Source organism: Burkholderia sp. 4M9327F10, assembly GCF_005503145.1.
Taxonomy (GTDB): Bacteria; Pseudomonadota; Gammaproteobacteria; order Burkholderiales; family Burkholderiaceae; genus Paraburkholderia.
The window spans coordinates 35,727-54,375 of sequence record NZ_SCNV01000005.1; the positions used below are offsets into that span (position 1 = coordinate 35,727).

An 18,649-nucleotide genomic window follows, 5' to 3' on the forward strand; every position below is an offset into this window, starting at 1 on the left:
GGCGCCGATGTGATGAAAAGAGGGGTTTAACGATGTTCAAATCCGTCACACTCGAAGTGACCGGTGCACTGCGACTGAACTGCGAGAAATGCGAACAGCGCGTCGCGCGCCTGCTGACCACGCTGCAGGGCGTGCGACAGGTTCGGGCGCAGGCACTTGACCAGCGTATCGAGGTGCTGTTTGACGCGACGAAACTGGAACCGGCTACGCTCGCAGCATGCCTGGGTAACGCCGGTTACGAAACCCGGGTCGTCAGTTGAACGCCGAGGTCACCCAATTGAGATGCGCCGCAGGCAGGCCGCAACCCGGCATCAAGGCGACCATCGTCGCCATTGGAGGATTCATCCGTGCGAACACCCCCTGATTCCATGAAGCACAACCGCCGCGGCGTCGGCCAACCCTCCCGAACGGACAATCGTGCGGCACGGCCGCGGCGTCGGACCGATCCGGTGGCCGAGCCGGCTCAGGCGCGCGCCGGCATGACCATCGGCAAGCTCGCGAAGCGTGCCGAGGTCAGCGCCGACACCATCCGCTTCTACGAGGATGAAGGGTTGCTGCTGCCCGCGACCAAGACCGAAGCCGGCTATCGCCTGTATGACGAGGACGCGGTGCGCCGGCTGGACTTCATCAGGCACGCCCAGCAGTGCGGCATGACGCTAGCGGAAATACGGCAACTGCTCGAGCTGAAGGCCGATGACAGTTCGTGCTGCAGCGACGTACGCAGCCTCGCAATCCGCAAGAAATTGCAGCTCGAACAGAAGATCAGGACGATGAAAGCGATGTCGCACGCGTTGAGTGACCTGATCGAGATCTGCACGGCCGAAGACCGACCACTGGATGACTGTCCCATTCTGGCGGCGCTGGAGTCCAGCATGGCTCACCAGCCTCGCGACCCACACTAACTCCGGACGAATGCCATGAGTATCAAGGTCGAAGTCTTCTCGACACCCGGCTGCAGCCACTGTGATCGCGCCCGGGACAGCTTGAAAGCAATCGCCGAAGCGTTCGGCGAGGATCAGGTGTCCTGGCGTGATGTGAACCTGCTGGACGAACTGGATTACGCCGTGGCGCTCGGCGTGTTGACCCCGCCGTCGCTGGCGATCGATGGCGAACTTGTCTTCGCGAAACTGCCAAGCGCCGCACAGCTTCGCGAGGCGTTGGTGCGGCGACTTGAACGAGAACGGTCCTGAGTCACCGTCCGTGCAACGATCGCGCGCGACCCGTGCACCATCGGCGCAAGATGAAAATGAAACATGCCCTGGAGGCGCTAAATGAACATTGAGTCGCTGCGCGCGACGCTTGAGCAGGCGAGCCTGGCATCGCTGGGAATCGGCTTTCTGCTGGGATTCGTTTTCTCGTTCAACCCGGTCGCGCTGGCCTCCATTCCGGTTTCGCTCGCATACGTCACGAAGGCGCGCGAAACGAAAACAGCAACGTTGTATGGCGGCCTGTTCATTCTGGGCATGGTGATCGCCCAGACGTTGTTGGGGTTGATTGCCGGCTTCGGCGGACATTGGGTAGCGCAGCTGATCGGGAGGGAATGGGGCCTTGTTCTGGGGCCCGTACTGATTCTGCTGGGCCTGATGTGGCCCGGTTGGATCAGGCTGCCGCTGCCATCGATCTCCCTTCGCGCCAGACGCGCCAGCAGCGGATGGGGCGCAGTCGCACTGGGGGCGTCGTTTGCCGTCGCGGTTTGCCCGTTTTGCACGCCCGCGCTCGTGGTGCTGCTCGGGATCGCTGCCGGGATCGGGTCGCCCCTGTTCGGCGCAACACTGCTGTTCGCGTTCGCGCTGGGCCGCGCGGTGCCCGTCATCCTCGGCGCTGCGGCGGTCGGCTGGCTCGAAAGCCTCTCCATGCTTCAGCGTTACCAGAAGGCGTTTGAGATGGCCGGTGCGGCCACGCTGGTGCTGGCCGGCCTGTACATGCTGAACGCGTATTTTTTTGTGATTCCCCAACTGGCGATCTAGGCCAGGCGGACTCTTTGACGTAGCGAAGACCTCAACATGAAACATGATGCCACCGCCCGTGTCCCCGACCATCACGAACGGGAGCGCCTGCTGCGGATGCTCGCGGCCGCCACGTTCTTTATTTTTTTCCAGGCGTACATGGTCGCGCCGATCATCCCGGCACTCTCCAGCGCTTTCGGGACCTCGGTGCAAGCGGTCGGTCTGGTGGTGCCGGCCTACCTGATCCCCTACGGCGTCGCCACGCTGGTGTATGGCCTACTGGCCGATCGGGTGGGCGTTCAGCGTGTCATGTTCGCCTCCCTGGCGGCCTTCGCAGCGCTCACGGCATTGACGGCAACCGCGACGTCCATCAGTCAGATGGCGCTGTGGCGTGTTCTGACGGGCGTGGGCGTTAGTGGTGTCGTGCCGCTCGCGCTGGTGCTCGTCGCCAAGTTCTTCCCCTATGAGCAGCGGGGCCGCCCGCTCGGCTGGCTCTTCGGCGCGATGGCCGGCGGTATGGCTTTCGGCTCGCCGCTGGGCGCGATGCTGGTGCCCTTCATCGGCTGGCGTGGATTGTTCCTGCTGGTCGGTGCGGCGGGGGCAGTTGTCCTCGTGATGTTTCTGCCCTATCGCCGCATGATCGCAGCGGCGATGCAGCCGGTCGGCGGCTCGCTCGGCGAACTGTTCCGGGGCTACCTGAGCCTGCTCGGGACACCACGCGGGCGGCGCACTTATGGCTATGTGTTTGTGAACTCGATGTTCCATTCCGGCGTCTTCACCTGGCTCAGCGTGTATCTCCAACGACGCTACGGCCTTGGGCCTACGGGTATCGGTCTGGCGTTGCTCGGCTACGGCGTGCCGGGATTCCTGCTCGGACCGGTGATCGGCCGCGCAGCGGACAAGTTTGGGCGTGCGAGGTTGCTGCCAATCGGGCTCGGACTCAGCACGCTGGCGGCCGCCGCGCTGCTCGCCCATTTCCCGGTGATGCTCGCACCACTCGTCGCGATGGTGCTGTCGCTGGGCTACGACATGACCCAGCCACTGTTCGCCGGCATTGTGACGTCGCTCGGGAGCAAGCGGCCGGGACAGGCGATGGGCCTGAACGTCTTCACGCTGTTCGTTGGCTTCGGCCTCGGGAGTCTCATTTTCGGCGAGGTGCTTCGTTTCGGCTTCGGCGCCGCACTGGGCGTATTTGCCGCCGTTGAGCTGACGGCCGCCGTGTGCTCCCTTCGGCTGTTTCGCTCTGAAATCCCTTCCCAAGCGGCAGGCCTGTCATCATCCGGGAGCCGGTAGTGTGTTCGGCCGGGAAAGCCTGGCGTGTGCCCGCGTGCGAGGCGCCGGACCATTGACTGGCGCTTCGGCGGAGAGGACGATCACCTTCGAACCTTGAGGGTACGGACATGATGCGCCACCACTCCCCACACCCCGTGTCCCGGCGAGCAGGGACGCTCGCTAGCCAAGACGCAGGCGCCACCCAATCCACGCTCCACGATGACGTACGGAAGGCCTTTGAGCGCGCCTGTGCAGAGGACGACCTTGAAGTCGCCGAATACCTGCTTCGCACGCTTGAAGCCATTGCGCGTCGCGAGGCGAACGACTCGTCGCTTGACGGCGTTTACCGGGTGCTGGTGCGTTGCATGGGCGCGGCTAGTCGTCTTCGATAAAAAACAGCGCCGTCTGTCAGGCTCATTCTGGAACGCCGCTTCCGAAGATCCCGTCCTGGCAGCAGAACCAGTCCCTGCTCGACCGGCTACACTCGCTGTGGGGCCCCGGAGGTCACGCACGCCGTTTGTTAGCTGCGGGCCTCCACATCCCGCCCAAACATTTATGTCGAGTTCCTACAACCGGAAAGCTTTGCTATAAGCGAGCGGGGTTCGAGGCTGCACATAACAACTTTCCGCCGGCAATAGCGCAAAGTGACGGGATTAAGCGTGCACGCCAGATGAATCAAGCCTTCGCCGTGCCTTCCGGGGTCTGGCCGGTCCGCATGACTCCGGGGCCACGGACGGCGACCGCTTTACCAATCGATGCGGTGCTTTTCTTCCGTTTCGCGGTGGCGCTGTGCGTCGTCGCTGTGCAGATACAGGCTGGTGGTGGTGAGCGACGCGTGGCCGAGATTGTCGCGCACGAGGCGCAGGTCGAGGTTGCCGTCGGCCATGTGCGAACCCGCGCTGTGGCGCAGCCAGTGCGCGGAAGCGCGCTCGAGCTGCGTCGCGCGTGCGGCATACTCGTCGCCACGCAGTCGCAGCCTGTCCGCCGCGCCCGCGAAGATACCTTTCACGATCGTGTGCAGCGCCGCGCGGGTGAGCGGCTTCATGGACTGGCCGAGCGGCAGCACCAGTGGCGTGTCTTCCTGCGGGGAGGGTAGCGCGGCCAACCCGCGCTCGCGTCGGTAGCGGGCGAGTTCGACCATCATTTCGGCGGAGGCGGGCACGAGCCGCTCCCGGTCGCCCTTGCCGAGCACCTCGAGCCACCAGCGCTCATGGCCGTCGGTATCGCGCCGGCAGAAGAAGCGGCCCATCGCATTGCCGCTGACTTCCGAGATGCGCAGGCCACCCAGATAGAGCAGGGTGAACAGCCACCGCGCGCGGAAATAGCGTTCGCGCTCGCGACCGGTCTCGCGGGGCAGGGTATCGATGTACACCTTGACCTCCTGCCACAGGTCGCGCTCGAGGTAGCGGGTAATGCGTGGCGCCGCCCGCCGGGCACGCTGGCGGGACAGCGACAGCGGGTTGCCGGCCAGATAGCCGGCGTCGACGAGCCACGCGAACAGCGCATTGAGAATCACCATCGCCTGGCGCTGGCTGGTCGCGGCGAGCGCGCCGTAGAAGGGCCGCCAGCGGGGATCGTGACGCGGAAATTTGCGGCCGCCGCCGGCGACCCAGCGCTCCCGTGGTTGCGGATCAGCCAGGAAGCGCTGGTAGACGAGCAGATCCTCGTGCGTGAGCGACGACAGCGGCTTGCCCAGCTGGACGATAGCCCACAGCAGCAGCCGTTCGGCTTCCTTGCGGTAGTTCTCGAAGGTGGTCTTTTTGTCGGCGACGCGCGCGAGCCACGCGCGCACCGCATCCAGGTCGTCGCGGGCGGCGACCTGGGCGTGTCCGTGCGCCCGGTTGGTACCGTCGCGGCCGTTGAGATCAGCGGGCAGGTCGAGCGCGTCGAGCGGGCGCGGCGCGATCAGGGTGGTTTTCATGGGGGCTCGGGCGGAATCCAGGGTGTCACGCGGCGATTGTCGCATCACCATTGCTGAATTTCAACATTATAGGATTAATGTCAAAATATGCGCGGTCGATGATTAGATATAGGCCGGTCTACGTAGTAATATCTATCATAATTGTTTGATTGTGATCTCATGAGCGACGTCCTGTCCCCCGATGCGGCGCTGGCCGCCGAAATCGCGCGCCTGAAGGCCGAATTCCCCAAGACCCGCGAGCTGTACCGCGAGGTCTGCGCACTGCTGTTCTTCCGTCATGGCATCACGCCGACCGCGAACCGGTTGTACCAGCTCGTGAAGCGCGGCAGCATGGGCACGCCGACTGCCGTGCTCGGCGAGTTCTGGACGGAACTACGCGAAAAGAGCCGCGTGCGCATCGAGCATCCCGACCTGCCCACCGATCTCAGCGCGGCTGCCGGCGAACTGGTCGCGACCCTCTGGGCGCGCGCCACTGCGTCGGCCGACGCCGCGCTCGACGCTCTGCGTGACGAAGTCGAGGCGCAGCGGGCCGAGGCGCAGCAGTCGGTGGTCGCCGCTCGCGACGAACTGGGTCGCGTCGAGACGGCGCTTGAGCAGCGCACCGCGGCGCTGCTGGCCGCGCAGGTCGAGATCCGCGAGCTGGACAGGGCACAGGCCGAAGGCCATGCGCAGCGGCAGGCGCTCGAGGCGGAACTGGCGAGGATCCAGGCGGCGCTGGCTGCGCGCGACCGCGAACTGCAGGAGGCCAGGGAAGGGTTTTCGCGCGATCTGGAAAAACAGCGGGAAACTGCTGAGCGCGCGGAGAATCGGCTCCGCGCTTCTGAAAAGCGCGCGTTGCTCGAGATCGACCGCGAGCGCAGTACCGCAACGAAGCTGCAGAAGGAGCTCGACGAGGCCGCACGTCGCGCGGACCGGAAGGACGCCGACCACCGCAGTGCATTGGAAACCCTGCAGATGCAGCTGGGCGATGCACGTCATCAGGCGGGCGTGCTGCAGGGGCGGCTGGATGCCGTTCAGGCGGAAAATGTGCGGCTGCAAGCGGAGATGATGACGCTGCGGGAAGCGGAAACGCGTGCACGGGAACCGCGGGCGTCGTCGGCATCGGCTGGCGTCCGGACGGCACCACGGCCGACCCGTTCGTCCCGTGCCTTGCCGACCGCCAAACCAGCAACGCGTCGCAAGAAAACGGTATAAAGACAGGGTAATTCGCCACCAGGGAAATGGACTGCATGGCTGATCTCTACCTGCTCGCCGGACTGACGCTGCCGCAGGGCGTCGCGCATGAGTCCCTGCCCGGGGCCGTGACGCGTTTCATGTCGGATTGCTGGCACGGCATGAGTCGCACGCAGATGATCGCCCGGGCGAAACGTCGGGGGCTACGCCTGTCGTTCCGCGCAACGGCACGGTGTCGGTCCGGCGACACCGGCGTCTTCGAATTGCGCTTTAACGATGGGGCAGTTGAATGCCTGATGCTGGCACGGCTGCAGCGGGTCGGAGGCAGGCGCGGTAAACGCCGGCAGACCGGCCGGACTGATGTTTCCCGGCCCCCGCCACGCGATCCCCGGCAGACCCGATTGTTCTGATGCGACCGTGCCGGTTGCTGCGCAGCGCTATGCTCGCTATGCTCGCAGGCTTCAACGGATCAGGAGTTTCGACGTGCGGCGCGTGACGGTCAGGAAATCATCGGTGCATGGACGAGGTGTCTTCGCGCTGCGCGCGATTCCAGCCGGCCAGCGGATCCTCGAATATCGCGGCGAGGTGACCTCGTGGCGACGGGCCGCTGCCCGGTTCCGGCGCTCCGGCATGCCCGGCCATACGTTCATTTTCGGGCTGGATGACGGGCGCGTGATCGACGGCAGCGTCGGCGGCAACAGCGCGCGCTGGCTGAATCACTCCTGCCAGCCGAACTGCGAGGCGATCGAGGACGGGCGGGGGCGGGTTTTCATCGAGACGCTCAAAGACTTGATGCCGGGCGAGGAGCTTTGTATCGCCTATGGACTCACGATCGATGACGCGATTACTCCCGAGCTGATCGCTGACTATGCGTGTCGCTGTGGGGCGAAACGGTGTACGGGTTCGATGCTGGCCTCGGCAAACGGATAACAAGCGCGTCGTGACAGACGCCATCCGGATACTCTGTCGAATCGGATTGGCGCCGGGAGATCGATGCGATGACTCGTCGCGCGCAGCTGTTGCTCGGGGCGACGCGGGACAGCACCGCATCGTGGGGCGGCAACCGCATCCTTTAAGCTGATCGAGCTGTTACGCCACGTCGGCGTCAATCTCAACCAGGTGGCACAGCTGTCGCATATCGATGTCGTCCACCACGCCGAGTTGGCAGCCACACTTATGGAACTGCGCGGCCTTCTCGCGCTGTGCGGCATTGCGCTCGGTTTCAACGTTACGGTCATCGTTCTTCATTCAAGGCTGGCAATTGCTGGTAGCCCGGTACGGGAGCCCCTTCCGCGAATTAGCGTTGCCGACCGCGATTCGCCGTGGTAGAAGCACCGCACGAACGCGCCCGTTTGCGGGACGAAGAACATCACAGGAGTATGCGGTGAAACGAACCGCCGAAAATCAGCGGAAGGTAGTCGCGGTACGCGTCAACCCACAGACCGAGCAAAGGTTGCGGCTATTGGCGGAATTAACGGGACGCAAGCAATCGTTTTTCCTGCAGCAGATGATCGAGGGCGGCATCGGCGCAATGGAGGATGTCTGGCTCCCACCGGATGTTATCTCGCGGGTCCGGAGCGGCACGATGCCGTCGCGGCAACAGGCGAGCGACGCGATTTCAGACCTCTTTGCCAGCTCATTGCCAAACGAGGCGAACCGATAAAGGGTCGCGTTTTGCGCAAAAATTGGCGGTAATAAGTCTGCCAGGACGCACAACTGTTCTGAGCACACGTTGAGCGACGCTCCCGGCTGCGTGCCGTCATGTGTATCAGGGGCTGGCCGACCGACATCCCGTGCGGGAAAGCGGATGCGCATCGGTTGACAGTAAAATAGTCGCGTCGCCGGACCGGGACAGGATCCCGGCGGTACGTGCCAAAACACCATCGTGAGTTGCCGCGGTCGCGTGGAGAATCCGGCACACGGCGCGAAGACGACCAAGGGAGCGTAACCAACGCATGAGCAACGATCCAACGCCGACGCCGCAGCAATTTTCGCTGTTTAACGATGAGCCGCAACATGACGCGGACGATGATGCCGGCGAAACGTCGGTGCCGGGCAAATACAGCAATTTCGTCGTCTACGTGGATGAGAGTGGTGATCACGGCATGCAGACACTGGATGCCAACTATCCGGTGTTCGTGCTGGCTTTCTGTGTGTTCTACAAGCGTCACTACAGCGAAAAGGTCGTGCCGGCGCTGCACAAGTTCAAGTTCAACCACTTCGGTCACGACCTGGTGGTCCTCCGCGAACATGAAATCCGGAAGGAGAAGGGAGATTTTCGTTTCTTCGTCAATCGCGAGCACAAGCAGCAGTTCATCTCCGAGCTGACCGGCATCATTGAGCTCAGCAACTTCATCCTGATCAGTTGTGTCATTGACAAGACCCGGCTTCGTGAGCGCGGCGACGCAGACAACAACCCCTACCATCTTGCGCTCGGGTTCTGTCTAGAAACGCTCTACGAATTCCTTCAGGAAAAGAATCAGGATGGCGCGCTTACGCACGTGGTCGTCGAATGCCGCGGCAAGAAGGAGGATAACGAGCTCGAGCTTGAGTTTCGTCGCATCTGTGATGGGGCCAACCGACTGGGAATCTCCCTGCCGTTCGACGTCATCTTTGCTGACAAGAAGGTAGATTCGCCCGGGCTGCAACTCGCCGACCTCGTGGCCCGGCCGGTCGGGATGAGTGTTATTCGCCCGGGGCAGGAGAACCGCGCATTCGAGGTGCTGAAACGAAAATTCTATTGCAGCGGTGGGCGCGAACGTCTGGGGGAAGGCTACGAGGACTGGGGACTGAAGATTTTCCCGTCGCGAGAAAGCGAAAAGCCCCGGTGAGACTCACCGAGGCTTTGACGCCGACCGGGAACTCCCAGTCCACTTGGTCACTATTATGGGGGCGACAGACACTGCTGACAAGACTTTTGTACGCCAGCCAAAGCGCAGCATGCCGTGTTTTTTTAAGGACATTCTTAATAGCCCGCGCTGGTCGATCGAACAACGAGCCCCAATTGGGGCGCGGAGCGTTCCCGTTCGGTCACCAGGTTTAAGCCTACGGTGCTGCTAGTTTCACTTCCGAAACGAAGCAACTTTCACTTCCTCGCACGGTGCCGCAGGGGGCAACCCCGGCGCGCCGGCGCCGGGTGACACCGGCCTGTTCAGCCTGACACTGCTGGCCGAGGGCGTGCCGGTCCGGCTCATCGCGCATCTGCGGCGCGTGAAGCCGCGGCGCCAGTCGGCGCGCCCCGTGAAGGCATCAAAACCCCCTGCGCGCGATCCGCGGCAGGGCGATCTTTTCTGACGGACCCCGAGGAGCTGAAACATGGGCCGACCCCGGATTGAGTGGAATGATGCACAGCTGCTCGCCATCATGAATGGCATCGCGGCGCTTGACCGGGATTTCCCGCGCGACAACGCACGCTTCCTGGATGGCCTGATCGCCGAAGTCCGGGCGGTTACCGGCCGCGTGTTTGGCGCTACCAACTACAGCCGGCTGCTGCGCGATGTCGGGCCGCAGGCCGGCGTCCAGCGCCATCCGAGTGCCCCGACGGTCCAGCAGGCGATCCTGCGGGCGCAGGCGCTGGCCCCGATGGCGCAGCCGGGCAGTGCGGAGAACCGCCCGGTCGATCTCGAGCTGATGCGCCAGGCACTCGCTCCGGTGGTGCGCGAGGCGCTCGCGCCGCTGTACGCGTCACAGCGCGAGCGGGGGAATGGGCATGCGGGCGGCGCCGCACCGGATCGTGGTGATGTGAACGCGATGGCGCAACAGCCGCTGCTGCAGGCGGCGCTGGAAGATGCCCATGCGCGGATCCGGCGGCTTGAGCAGGACAATGCGCACTTGCACCGCGAACTCGGCGAAGCGCATGCGGCACGGGATCTGGCCGGCGAACACGTGAACCGGCTGCTCGGCGAGCTGCACGCGTCGATCGAACGCGCCGGTGTGGGCGCGACGGCCCTCGCGCAGACCGCCACGCAGCTGGCCGGCACCGAGCGGTTTCTCAAGATGCAGAACGATGCCGTGCGGCTGCAGGCGAGCGGGGAAGCGGACGCGCTGCGCGCGCAGAATGGCCAGCTGCGCGAGCGGATTGACCATCTGCTGCTGGAAGTCGACCAGTACCGGCGCACCCTGTCGACCCGGCCGACCGGGAGTCGCTGAGCGCGCGCTCCGGTGCCCGTCGGGCTGGTGCGCAGGTTCCTGCCGGCAGCCCGCCGTTCGCGTCAAGGCCGGTTCGTGATTACTCCAGTTATCAGATGTGGAGATTTTGCTGCGTGGCGCGTTCCGGTCGTCGCTCGGTTACGGTCGATAAAATCGCAGATTGATCTGCCGTGCCCGGGCGCTTCCGACCGACCCTGACGGCGCGTGCCGAAGTCAATGCACCTTTGGTTGATCCGGGTGCCGCAGAACCGGACCGCCCGCTCGCTGGTCGTGATTGCGTGAAGGCAGGCCGATCGGGTAGGGTGGCGGCATCCCAATCACAATGAGGAATCAACCATGAACAAGCAGGAACTGGTGGACGCGGTCGCAGCGGTAACCGATGAAAGCAAGGCCGCGACCGGCGCGATGATCGACGCAGTGATCGCTGCGATCACTGGCGCGGTGACAAAGGGCGATACCGTCCAGCTGATCGGCTTCGGCTCGTTTTCCACGGGTGCGCGCGCCGCACGGGTCGGCCGCAATCCGGCGACCGGCGCCGAAATGCAGATCGCCGCGGCGAAGACCGTCAAGTTCACGGCGGGCAAGGCGTTCAAGGATGCCGTCAACGCGTCATGACGAAGGTGGCGATCGCGCCCGGCGACTACGCCGGGCTGCACAAGGAGGTGGTCAGTGTCGTCGAGTCGGCGCGACGCACGGCGGCACGCAACGTCAATGCCGTGATGACAGCAGCCTACTGGGAGATCGGGCGGCGGATCGTCGCCAGCGAGCAGGGCGGGCAGGCGCGCGCCGGCTACGGACAGGCGCTGATCGCCCGGCTCGCGGATGACCTGACGTGCCGTTTCGGACGCGGCTTCGGCCGGGCGAATCTGGCCAGCATGCGCGCGTTCTATTCCGCCTGGCCGGCGGCGGAGATTTTCCAGACAGTGTCTGGAAAATCGGCAGCACCCGAAAATGTCCAGACGCCGTCTGGAAAATCGCTGTCGGCGAAAGACGTGGTCGACACCACGGCAACGGCGCCCGATTACATGGCGCTCGCCACCCGTTTTACGTTGCCGTGGTCCGCCTATGTGCGCCTGCTTTCTGTGAAGACGGCGGCCGCGCGCGCTTTCTATGAAACAGAGGCATTGCGCGAAGGCTGGTCGGTGCGCCAACTCGACCGCCAGATCGGTAGCCAGCTTTACGAGCGGCTGGCGCTGTCGCGCAACAAGGCGGCGCTGCTCAGAAAAGCCGCCGATGTCCAGCCGGGTGATCTCCTCACGCCAGAGGAGGCGATTCGCGACCCGTTCGTCCTCGAGTTTCTCGACATCAGGGACGAGTACTCGGAGTCGGATCTTGAGGAGGCGCTGATCCAGCATCTGGCGGATTTCCTGCTGGAGCTCGGCGACGACTTCGCTTTCGTCGGCCGGCAGCGCCGCCTGAGAATCGACGACACGTGGTTCAGGGTGGATCTGGTGTTTTTCCATCGACGTCTGAGATGCCTGGTCATCATCGATCTCAAGGTCGGCCGCTTCAGCTATGCGGACGCCGGGCAGATGCATCTCTATCTGAACTACGCGCGCGAGCACTGGATGAAGCCTGGGGAGAATCCACCTGTCGGTCTGATCCTTTGCGCCGAAAAAGGTGCGGCAGAAGCACACTACGCGCTGGACAACCTGCCGAACAAGATTCTTGCGGCGGAATACCAGACGGTGTTGCCCGATGAGGCGATGATCGTGCAGGAGCTGGAGCGTACGACAGCGGAACTGAAGCGGCGTACCGGCGCTTCGTAAAGTTCGGTCCCGATGCCTGACCGATCCCGGTCGAAGACGAGGCCGCGACCCGGTAACCCATGCAACAACGACGGAGGTAGCGACGAACAGAAGAGGTTTTGTGCGGACGGGCGCAATGCTAGTTGGCGCGGGTCTTACGCTCACGGTCTCCCTGGGGGCGGTAAGCGATGCCATTGCCAGCGAGCCCAACGATTCGAAGCGGCGGGCGATCGATGCAAAGGTCCATGGGGCCCTGTCGAAGCTGTACGCGAACGTCAGGGGTTCCCGGGAATGGCTTTGTCGCGATAAGGGACCTGCTATGCTGAAGTCCCGAGAACGAATGATCTGGTCGATGAAGCAGAATTTGAATCCGGCCGTGACGAAGGTGCTCAAGCGTCTGCACTATCCGCTTGATGTAATCCTTCTTTGCGTGCGCTGGTACGTTGCTTATCCGCTAAGTCTGCGCCACCTTGAGCAGATGATGGCCGAGCGAGGAATTTTGGTTGACCATTCGACCGTGCATCGCTGGGCGCTCAAACTGCTGCCAGTGCTGGAGAAAGCGTTCCGACGGTGCAAGCGGGCGGTCGGTAGGAGCTGGCGTATGGACGAAACGTACATTCGGGTCAGGAGCGAATGGAAATATCTGTATCGCGCAGTGGACAAAGCGGGCAACACGATCGATTTCCTGCTGCGAGCCCATCGTGACAAGGTTGCGGCCCGGCGCTACTTCGAAAAGGCGATCGCCCAGAACGGCGAACCGGAGACCGTAACGATTGATAAAAGCGGGTCAAATCTGGCAGCGCTACAGGCGCTCAACGCTGAACGTGAGGCACCGATCAGGATCCGCCAGAAGAAGTACCTGAACAACGTCGTCGAGCAGGACCACCGTGCCATCAAGCGTCGCACCCGACCGATATTGGGCTTCAAGAGTTTTCGTTGTGAACGCATCATTCTGGGCGGCATCGAGCTCATGCAGATGATCGTCAAAGGCCAGATGAAAGACGGTGGGATCGCGCAAACTCCCGCCCGGCAGTTCTATTCGTTGATCGCATCAGCAGTCCTTATCATACCGACATTTGTTTGACCCACCTTCCTTATCGCGACAAAACCGCTATGGCTATGGCTACCACTATGAAGCGGATTACGGCGACGAACGAAGGTGGTATGATCGTGGTCGCCACCGTGGCTGGGAATACCGCTATCATGGTGACGATGACGACTGATTCACCGATGCCTGCGCCCGCATAGCGTTTGAACGGTATTGGGCGGAGTCCGACGCGCCGTAAATTGAACGGCGAACCTGTTACGATAATTTCCACCGCATTCAAATCCTGGCGGGCACACGCTGATGCAGATTCTCGAATATTGCCCCGGCTCGAGTTTGTCTTGTACAGATGTGTCGGCTCGAAAACAGCCGACCGCCCGGTCATCTTGTCACGACTTCCGGGACACCTCCGTGAGGCGTCTTATCGAGGCTAGCATTAAGTCAGTGGACACCGGTTTCTGCCAAAGTTCATCCCAATACGGCGGACCGCCAGTGGCTCGATAGTCAGCGCTAGCCAGAATGACAGGAATTTTTGCTAACGTCGGCACCGACTTTAAACAGCAACAAAACTCGATGCCATCCATTATCGGCATGGACCGGTCAGTGATAATCAGATCTGGCTCCAGATTATGGGCGAGGGAAAGTCCGGCACGCCCGTCGTTGGCGGTCTCGACCCGGTAACCTTCCAGTTTCAGGATACGCTTCCACGCAGCCAGAATGCTGGGGTCATCGTCCACAATAAGAATTGTCTGCATTTATCGGCCACGTCGTTGCCCCTAAATTTGGGGTGTCTAGTACGGGTTGATTGAAATACAAGCACACGGTTCCATTGTGCCACGCTGATGCGAGAAGGGTTGTTGTTTGGGTTTTCGTGAGTTTAATCAGGATAACCAATCGCCACAAGCGGTCGTCGAGGCCCCCTGTGCGGCTAATGAAACCTGGAATTTGCAAGTGGGCAACGGGTCGGCGGCCATTGGCACTTCTTCTGGAAGATCATCGGTGATGAAGACGTTTCCGGATGTTGGGAATTTCGTTACCCGGCGTTACTCCTGCGCGAGCGGTCCAATAAGCCCGGACTGATCACGCCGGCGTACCCGTCTCCTCGTCCTGAGCTCATCCTGGCGCCCCGATATGCCGAACTGCAAATTATGCCTATGTAGCCAGAGTGGCAATCAGGTGCTAGTTTTCACAGAACAGGGTGCCGCACGCTTTTTGTCGAAAGAATCTTTCGAGTCCACCAGGTTCTCTGACCGAGCAACTGGGTTACGCCCTACGTTTTTAGCGCTCCCTTCTTCAAGGGTGACCCAATGACTGTCGAAACGGTGACGTTTTTTACGTCGATCTACGCTAACGGATGACGGCCGGACCTCAGAATGCCACGGTCCAGACCACGCGTTGCGCGACGGGAGTAGCGACCTGCGACGCGGGGACCGGCTGCTCAGGGTCGCGAGATGCAAGCGTGACACTGTAGGGTGCACCGTGCAGACACAACACTTCAGCACCTGTAGTCAATGCTGAATCCGAGGTGGACTGGATGACACAAGTTTCCTGGACTGCCAGACTGACAGGGATGAGGGCAATTTCGGGGGGCGTGCCATGCGAAGCTGATACGTATAGCAGGAACACCAGCATGCCGAATGGTCTAAAGTGGCGAGGCATAAAAAAGAGCTCCTGGAGCGAGGTTCTCAGGAGGCCCACGAACGGAACGGGCTTCCGCTCTACATTTGGCCTTGGCGCAGCCTGCTGCGTTGCAGGCCCCGATGAAACCCGGTTACTCACGCTTCATTCAGTTCACGAGATCAATAGACGCAGACGAATTTTCAGGCTTGGTGAGTCCCCGGTTCTGTCATACGCTCAAAGTCCGCCGCAGCTTTTGACGTTCTATCCTTTACAACAAAAACTTCCAACGGTCCAGGGGAAATCAAGCGCGCCTTACGCTTTCCCCTGCTCTCTTTTACGGCCGTTGACATGCTAGCATCGCCGAAATTCATTACTTCCCGCTGAATGGCGACACCAGTAGCGTTTTCGTCGCACTCGCTCCGCTCCCGGTCGACACAGGCGGCGTCCAGCGATACAGCACCACGCTCGCGTCGTTGTAGTTGTCTTTGGTGACCTCATATTCGCCGGTCGAACGTCGATAGGTCCGAAGTCCGTACATCGAGTCCACGTCGTTGCCGACGTCGACTTTGTTTGGGTTGCTATTGGTGAACGTGATGTCGAGCTGTCCCGTCGTGAGGTTGAAGGCATCAATATTCGGCACGGTGTGCACGTAGCCCACAAACAGATAATTGCCGGCGGCCGCAATGGATTTGGGACTCGCGCCAGTGATGTTGATCACGGGGTTCGGCGTGTTCCTGTTGCCAGCCAGCCAGCCGTGATAGACCTCGACGCGTGATCCGACCGCGGTCCAGTCCGTGCTTCCGCTTGGCCCCTGCGTGAGAATCATCGTGTCGCTGTCAGCCAGGTAGATGATCCGCGTCAGTTGCGTGATTGTACGAGGGATCGGCATCGTCACCGCGGCACCCCAGACCGGCTTGCCGCTCGCATCGAAACCGGTTAGCGGATAGTGAGAAATGACGTTGGTTTTGTCGAGACCCGCCCAGATATCGCCTCTGCTATCCAGACAGAAACCGTTGCGCACGCGGGCCGTCGTGGCGAAGGCCGTTCCCGGCAACGCGCCATCAGGAATCGCAATGTAGCCGCTCGCCGCGTTGAAGTGGAAAAAGTAGAAGGTATCGGGGTTCTGACTCGCGGCGACGAGTATCCGGTGCCCTCTCACGCTGGCGATCTGCGCGAAATGTTCGCCACGTTCGTGGTCGGCAAGATTGATCCGCGGATCGGCCGGATAGGTGATCGGATCGATTGTGTTGGCAACCAAGGTGCCGCCCACGGTTCCCGAATAGATGTTCATTCCGCCGTAGAAAATCGCCCCGTCGGTGGCCGGATCAGGAGCCGCGTTGCCCTCGAAGTTCACAGATTGGAGCTGCCAGCGTAGGACTCCGGTCCCGTCGTATGCATGGATATCGGTGCCGCCGTTACGGCCGAGGTCCCATGACCCTCCCCATGGATTGTTCAGGACGTAGAGATTGCGCGCGGAATCCCTGCCGATGCCGGTGACGCGCGTAAAGCGCTTATCGCCCACTTGCCCTTTTGTGCCATTGGCCGTACTGAGAAAGCCGCCTTGAACACCGAACGTCCCCGCGGCATACGGCGTGCCGGACACGTCATAGATCTTGATGTTCATATCCGGCCCTTCGTCGCCGATCCATAGCTGGTCGCTCGTCGCATCGAAGTACAGCGAAGCGGGCCGCGCATTGGCCGGCAACTGGATGGTGTTCCGGCGCTCCCCGCTGGGACCGAACTGGATCACGGCGCCCAGGCTTTGTTGTGCGACCCAGACGTTTCCAGCTGCGTCTACCGCTAATGCGCCCGGCTCTGCCATGCTGATATCGTGCAGCCAGACACCGGACGTCGTAAACACGCGCACGCGATTGCCGGGGAAATCGCTCGCATATAGCAGCGAGCCGGACGTCGCGAGTCCGGTGACGACATCGGCCAGGCGTTCGGTGGTCGTCGCGCTGACGGTGATGAGCAGGTCGCGCGTACGGCTGGTCCGGTTGTATCGGCCAACCTTACCGCTACCGTAAGTGGCGCTGAACTGCAGCGCAGCGAATAGCGAGGTCGAGTTACCGGTGATCGCGCCCCCCTGAAATTCGGCGTGCGCCCCGATCGAACCGATGTTCTGTCCGTTCTGATAGATCGCGATGCCGCCCTCACCTTCGTCCCACATTGATGCGGTATAGATCTCCCCTTCAGGTGCCACCCACATCGAGCGAGCCACATTGCCCACTCGAGTCGTGGCCGTGCCATGCGTGTTGGCTATCCACCCAGTGGAGTATTGTGCTTCGCAAACGGACGCAGCCGCGGCGCTCAGCACTACCGCGATGAACGCGGTACAGAGTCTTTTGAAAACCATGAGGGACGTTTCTTCGATCGCACGCCGTGCAGTACGGGCGTCCATAATCCGGTGTTGCCAACCCTGGCAAACTTGGAGTCCGAACCCTGACGATTCGAGCACTTGCGACGTGACGCGTCGAATAGGTCAGGTATGTCGTCTGAGTTAACGGCGGTCCGCGGCGCGAGTTGAGAGATTTCTCACTTGACCCTGATGACGGCGCCAGCACGGCTGGAGGCCTGCATCACTTTCCGGTTAACGGGACGAGCCGGGTGCGCAAGGTGCGTGTGCAACCTGAACCTCGGACCATCAAAAAAACGGCACGGACTTTCGTCCGTGCCGGCGAAATGCTCTGGCATTTTTCCGAGGGCTGCCAGAGCATGAGAGGCAGTCAGCATAATTAAAGCGCTCGTTCTCCGATCCGGATAAAAGCGGTCCAAACTTCCTCCTGTTCGTCCGAACCGGTCGGTCAAACCTCGGTTTCTCCATTGTGAGGTTTGGCGTCATCCTTCGACCCATCTGCAACTCCCTTTACAATCGCGAGCGCCGACACTGCGGCTAACAGTGCTGTCGCGTCTGCGGGCTTCTGAAGAAACAGATCGGGCAGAACAGACGGCGAAGAGGGCGGCAGGCTTAATGACGAAGCCAGAACGATAGGCACACTAGCCAGAGTTGGGTCGGCCCGGAATATCCTGCACAATTCCGGCCCGTCTATACCAGGCATGTTCCAGTCGGTGAGCAAAAGGTCCGGGCGAGCGGTACGCGCGAGAGCCCAGGCCGAAGCGCCGTCAGGCGCCCACACAACATCAAACCCGTTCAGGCGGAGGATGGCCGTCCAGGCGGCAGCGGTCTGTTCGTCATCGTCGGCCAGGAGGATCAGTGGGCGCGGCTCGGATGGCGTCATGTCAGTGTGGCGAGTCCAAACTGGGCCACTTTAAGCAAGATATAGGCCATGCCGCCCGGCGGCGCCCGCGCAAGGGAAACGTTCCGATGCTGTAGTTTTTACCAAGGACTGTCGCTTCCGTTGAAATGTTTACATCTGAACGAATTGTAACGGCGCGACTGCAATGGCAAGACCTCGCGAGTTCGGCGCCCTAGCGTCAATGCGGTTCACTTTTTAACACGTTAGACAGGGGGCGCATGCTTCCCGGGGCGATCCTGCAAACCCCGGCACAAGGCTTGTAAAAATCTTTGGACCCAATTGGAGGTTTGCCGGGCCGGTCTCGGCGTTTGGAATAAGACCGAGCATATTGATCGCGGTCGATCCGACGATGCGTTAGCGAAAAAGCGAAGGCAAAGCGACCTCCGCAGGAATTTCTGCTTCGGCGACTTGGGGCTGCTTAACTAGCAAGTTCGAAAATGCTCCGCGTGTAAGGCGTTCACTCGGATTGAACATCTCCTCAACAGCCACCGGCAGCTCGGACGAGCAGCAGTCGATTT

Annotated in this window: 18 protein-coding genes and 1 pseudogene; 14 read left to right on the forward strand and 5 right to left on the reverse strand. The window is 61.8% G+C overall.

The features are described 5' to 3' along the window. The first annotated feature begins 32 nt into the window (after window positions 1–32). From FFS45_RS07225 to FFS45_RS07245, 5 genes are all read left to right on the forward strand, one after another. Window positions 33–260 carry a heavy metal-associated domain-containing protein gene (locus FFS45_RS07225; RefSeq protein ID WP_137954032.1) on the forward strand — a complete coding sequence of 76 codons (228 nt, stop codon included), beginning with the start codon at window positions 33–35 and terminating at the stop codon, window positions 258–260. A gap of 108 nt (window positions 261–368) precedes the next feature. Further along, window positions 369–902 carry a heavy metal-responsive transcriptional regulator gene (locus FFS45_RS07230; RefSeq protein ID WP_249362705.1) on the forward strand — a complete coding sequence of 178 codons (534 nt, stop codon included), beginning with the start codon at window positions 369–371 and terminating at the stop codon, window positions 900–902. Between the two features lie 15 nt (window positions 903–917). Beyond that, window positions 918–1,190 carry a thioredoxin family protein gene (locus FFS45_RS07235; protein WP_137954033.1) on the forward strand — a complete coding sequence of 91 codons (273 nt, stop codon included), beginning with the start codon at window positions 918–920 and terminating at the stop codon, window positions 1,188–1,190. 81 nt (window positions 1,191–1,271) lie between these two features. Next, window positions 1,272–1,967 (forward strand): cytochrome c biogenesis protein CcdA, encoded by a 696-nt coding sequence (locus FFS45_RS07240; protein ID WP_137954034.1) that lies wholly within the window; start codon window positions 1,272–1,274, stop codon window positions 1,965–1,967. Between the two features lie 36 nt (window positions 1,968–2,003). Beyond that, on the forward strand, window positions 2,004–3,239 hold the full coding sequence (locus FFS45_RS07245) for an MFS transporter (RefSeq protein ID WP_137954035.1): 1,236 nt from the start codon (window positions 2,004–2,006) through the stop codon (window positions 3,237–3,239). Window positions 3,240–3,963: 724 nt separating this feature from the next. Here the strand turns inward: FFS45_RS07245 and FFS45_RS07250 are convergent. Beyond that, window positions 3,964–5,139: a tyrosine-type recombinase/integrase gene (locus FFS45_RS07250; RefSeq protein ID WP_137954036.1), complete on the reverse strand. Its 1,176-nt coding sequence runs from the start codon at window positions 5,137–5,139 to the stop codon at window positions 3,964–3,966. A gap of 159 nt (window positions 5,140–5,298) precedes the next feature. Here FFS45_RS07250 and FFS45_RS07255 point away from each other — a divergent pair, with 159 nt between their 5' ends. The 3 genes from FFS45_RS07255 (at window position 5,299) to FFS45_RS07265 (ending at window position 7,242) form a co-directional block, all read left to right on the forward strand. Next, window positions 5,299–6,333, forward strand: coding sequence for a DNA-binding protein (locus FFS45_RS07255; protein ID WP_137954037.1), 1,035 nt, complete (start codon window positions 5,299–5,301; stop codon window positions 6,331–6,333). A gap of 35 nt (window positions 6,334–6,368) precedes the next feature. Continuing rightward, window positions 6,369–6,722, forward strand: coding sequence for a hypothetical protein (locus tag FFS45_RS07260; protein ID WP_137954038.1), 354 nt, complete (start codon window positions 6,369–6,371; stop codon window positions 6,720–6,722). Window positions 6,723–6,795: 73 nt separating this feature from the next. Further along, window positions 6,796–7,242, forward strand: a complete 447-nt coding sequence (locus tag FFS45_RS07265) for an SET domain-containing protein-lysine N-methyltransferase (protein WP_137954039.1) — start codon at window positions 6,796–6,798, stop codon at window positions 7,240–7,242. Between the two features lie 159 nt (window positions 7,243–7,401). On the opposite strand, the gene FFS45_RS41630 is transcribed toward FFS45_RS07265, so the two are convergent. Then, window positions 7,402–7,560 (reverse strand): hypothetical protein, encoded by a 159-nt coding sequence (locus FFS45_RS41630; RefSeq protein ID WP_171029597.1) that lies wholly within the window; start codon window positions 7,558–7,560, stop codon window positions 7,402–7,404. 136 nt (window positions 7,561–7,696) lie between these two features. Here FFS45_RS41630 and FFS45_RS07270 point away from each other — a divergent pair, with 136 nt between their 5' ends. The 6 genes and pseudogenes from FFS45_RS07270 (at window position 7,697) to FFS45_RS07295 (ending at window position 13,293) form a co-directional block, all read left to right on the forward strand. Beyond that, on the forward strand, window positions 7,697–7,975 hold the full coding sequence (locus FFS45_RS07270; protein ID WP_137954040.1) for a hypothetical protein: 279 nt from the start codon (window positions 7,697–7,699) through the stop codon (window positions 7,973–7,975). 292 nt (window positions 7,976–8,267) lie between these two features. Continuing rightward, entirely contained in the window at window positions 8,268–9,143 is an 876-nt protein-coding gene (locus FFS45_RS07275) for a DUF3800 domain-containing protein (protein ID WP_137954041.1), read from the forward strand. 484 nt (window positions 9,144–9,627) lie between these two features. Next, window positions 9,628–10,461 carry a hypothetical protein gene (locus FFS45_RS07280; protein ID WP_137954042.1) on the forward strand — a complete coding sequence of 278 codons (834 nt, stop codon included), beginning with the start codon at window positions 9,628–9,630 and terminating at the stop codon, window positions 10,459–10,461. Window positions 10,462–10,782: 321 nt separating this feature from the next. Next, window positions 10,783–11,076 (forward strand): annotated as a pseudogene (locus FFS45_RS07285) (HU family DNA-binding protein); the annotation flags it as partial. After that, window positions 11,073–12,230: a PDDEXK nuclease domain-containing protein gene (locus FFS45_RS07290; RefSeq protein WP_137954044.1), complete on the forward strand. Its 1,158-nt coding sequence runs from the start codon at window positions 11,073–11,075 to the stop codon at window positions 12,228–12,230. The pseudogene FFS45_RS07285 and the gene FFS45_RS07290, both read left to right, overlap by 4 nt. Before the next feature lie 331 nt (window positions 12,231–12,561). Next, a complete protein-coding gene (locus FFS45_RS07295; RefSeq protein ID WP_137954144.1) occupies window positions 12,562–13,293 on the forward strand; it encodes an IS6 family transposase in 732 nt (243 codons plus the stop codon). A 350-nt stretch (window positions 13,294–13,643) separates the two neighbouring features. Here the strand turns inward: FFS45_RS07295 and FFS45_RS07300 are convergent, their stop codons facing one another. From FFS45_RS07300 to FFS45_RS07310, 3 genes are all read right to left on the reverse strand, one after another. Further along, window positions 13,644–14,009 carry a response regulator gene (locus FFS45_RS07300; RefSeq protein ID WP_137954045.1) on the reverse strand — a complete coding sequence of 122 codons (366 nt, stop codon included), beginning with the start codon at window positions 14,007–14,009 and terminating at the stop codon, window positions 13,644–13,646. A gap of 1,235 nt (window positions 14,010–15,244) precedes the next feature. After that, complete coding sequence (locus tag FFS45_RS07305; protein ID WP_137954046.1) at window positions 15,245–17,230, reverse strand: SMP-30/gluconolactonase/LRE family protein; 1,986 nt, start codon at window positions 17,228–17,230, stop codon at window positions 15,245–15,247. A 448-nt stretch (window positions 17,231–17,678) separates the two neighbouring features. Next, window positions 17,679–18,113, reverse strand: a complete 435-nt coding sequence (locus tag FFS45_RS07310; RefSeq protein ID WP_137954047.1) for a response regulator — start codon at window positions 18,111–18,113, stop codon at window positions 17,679–17,681. Window positions 18,114–18,649 lie beyond the last annotated feature (536 nt).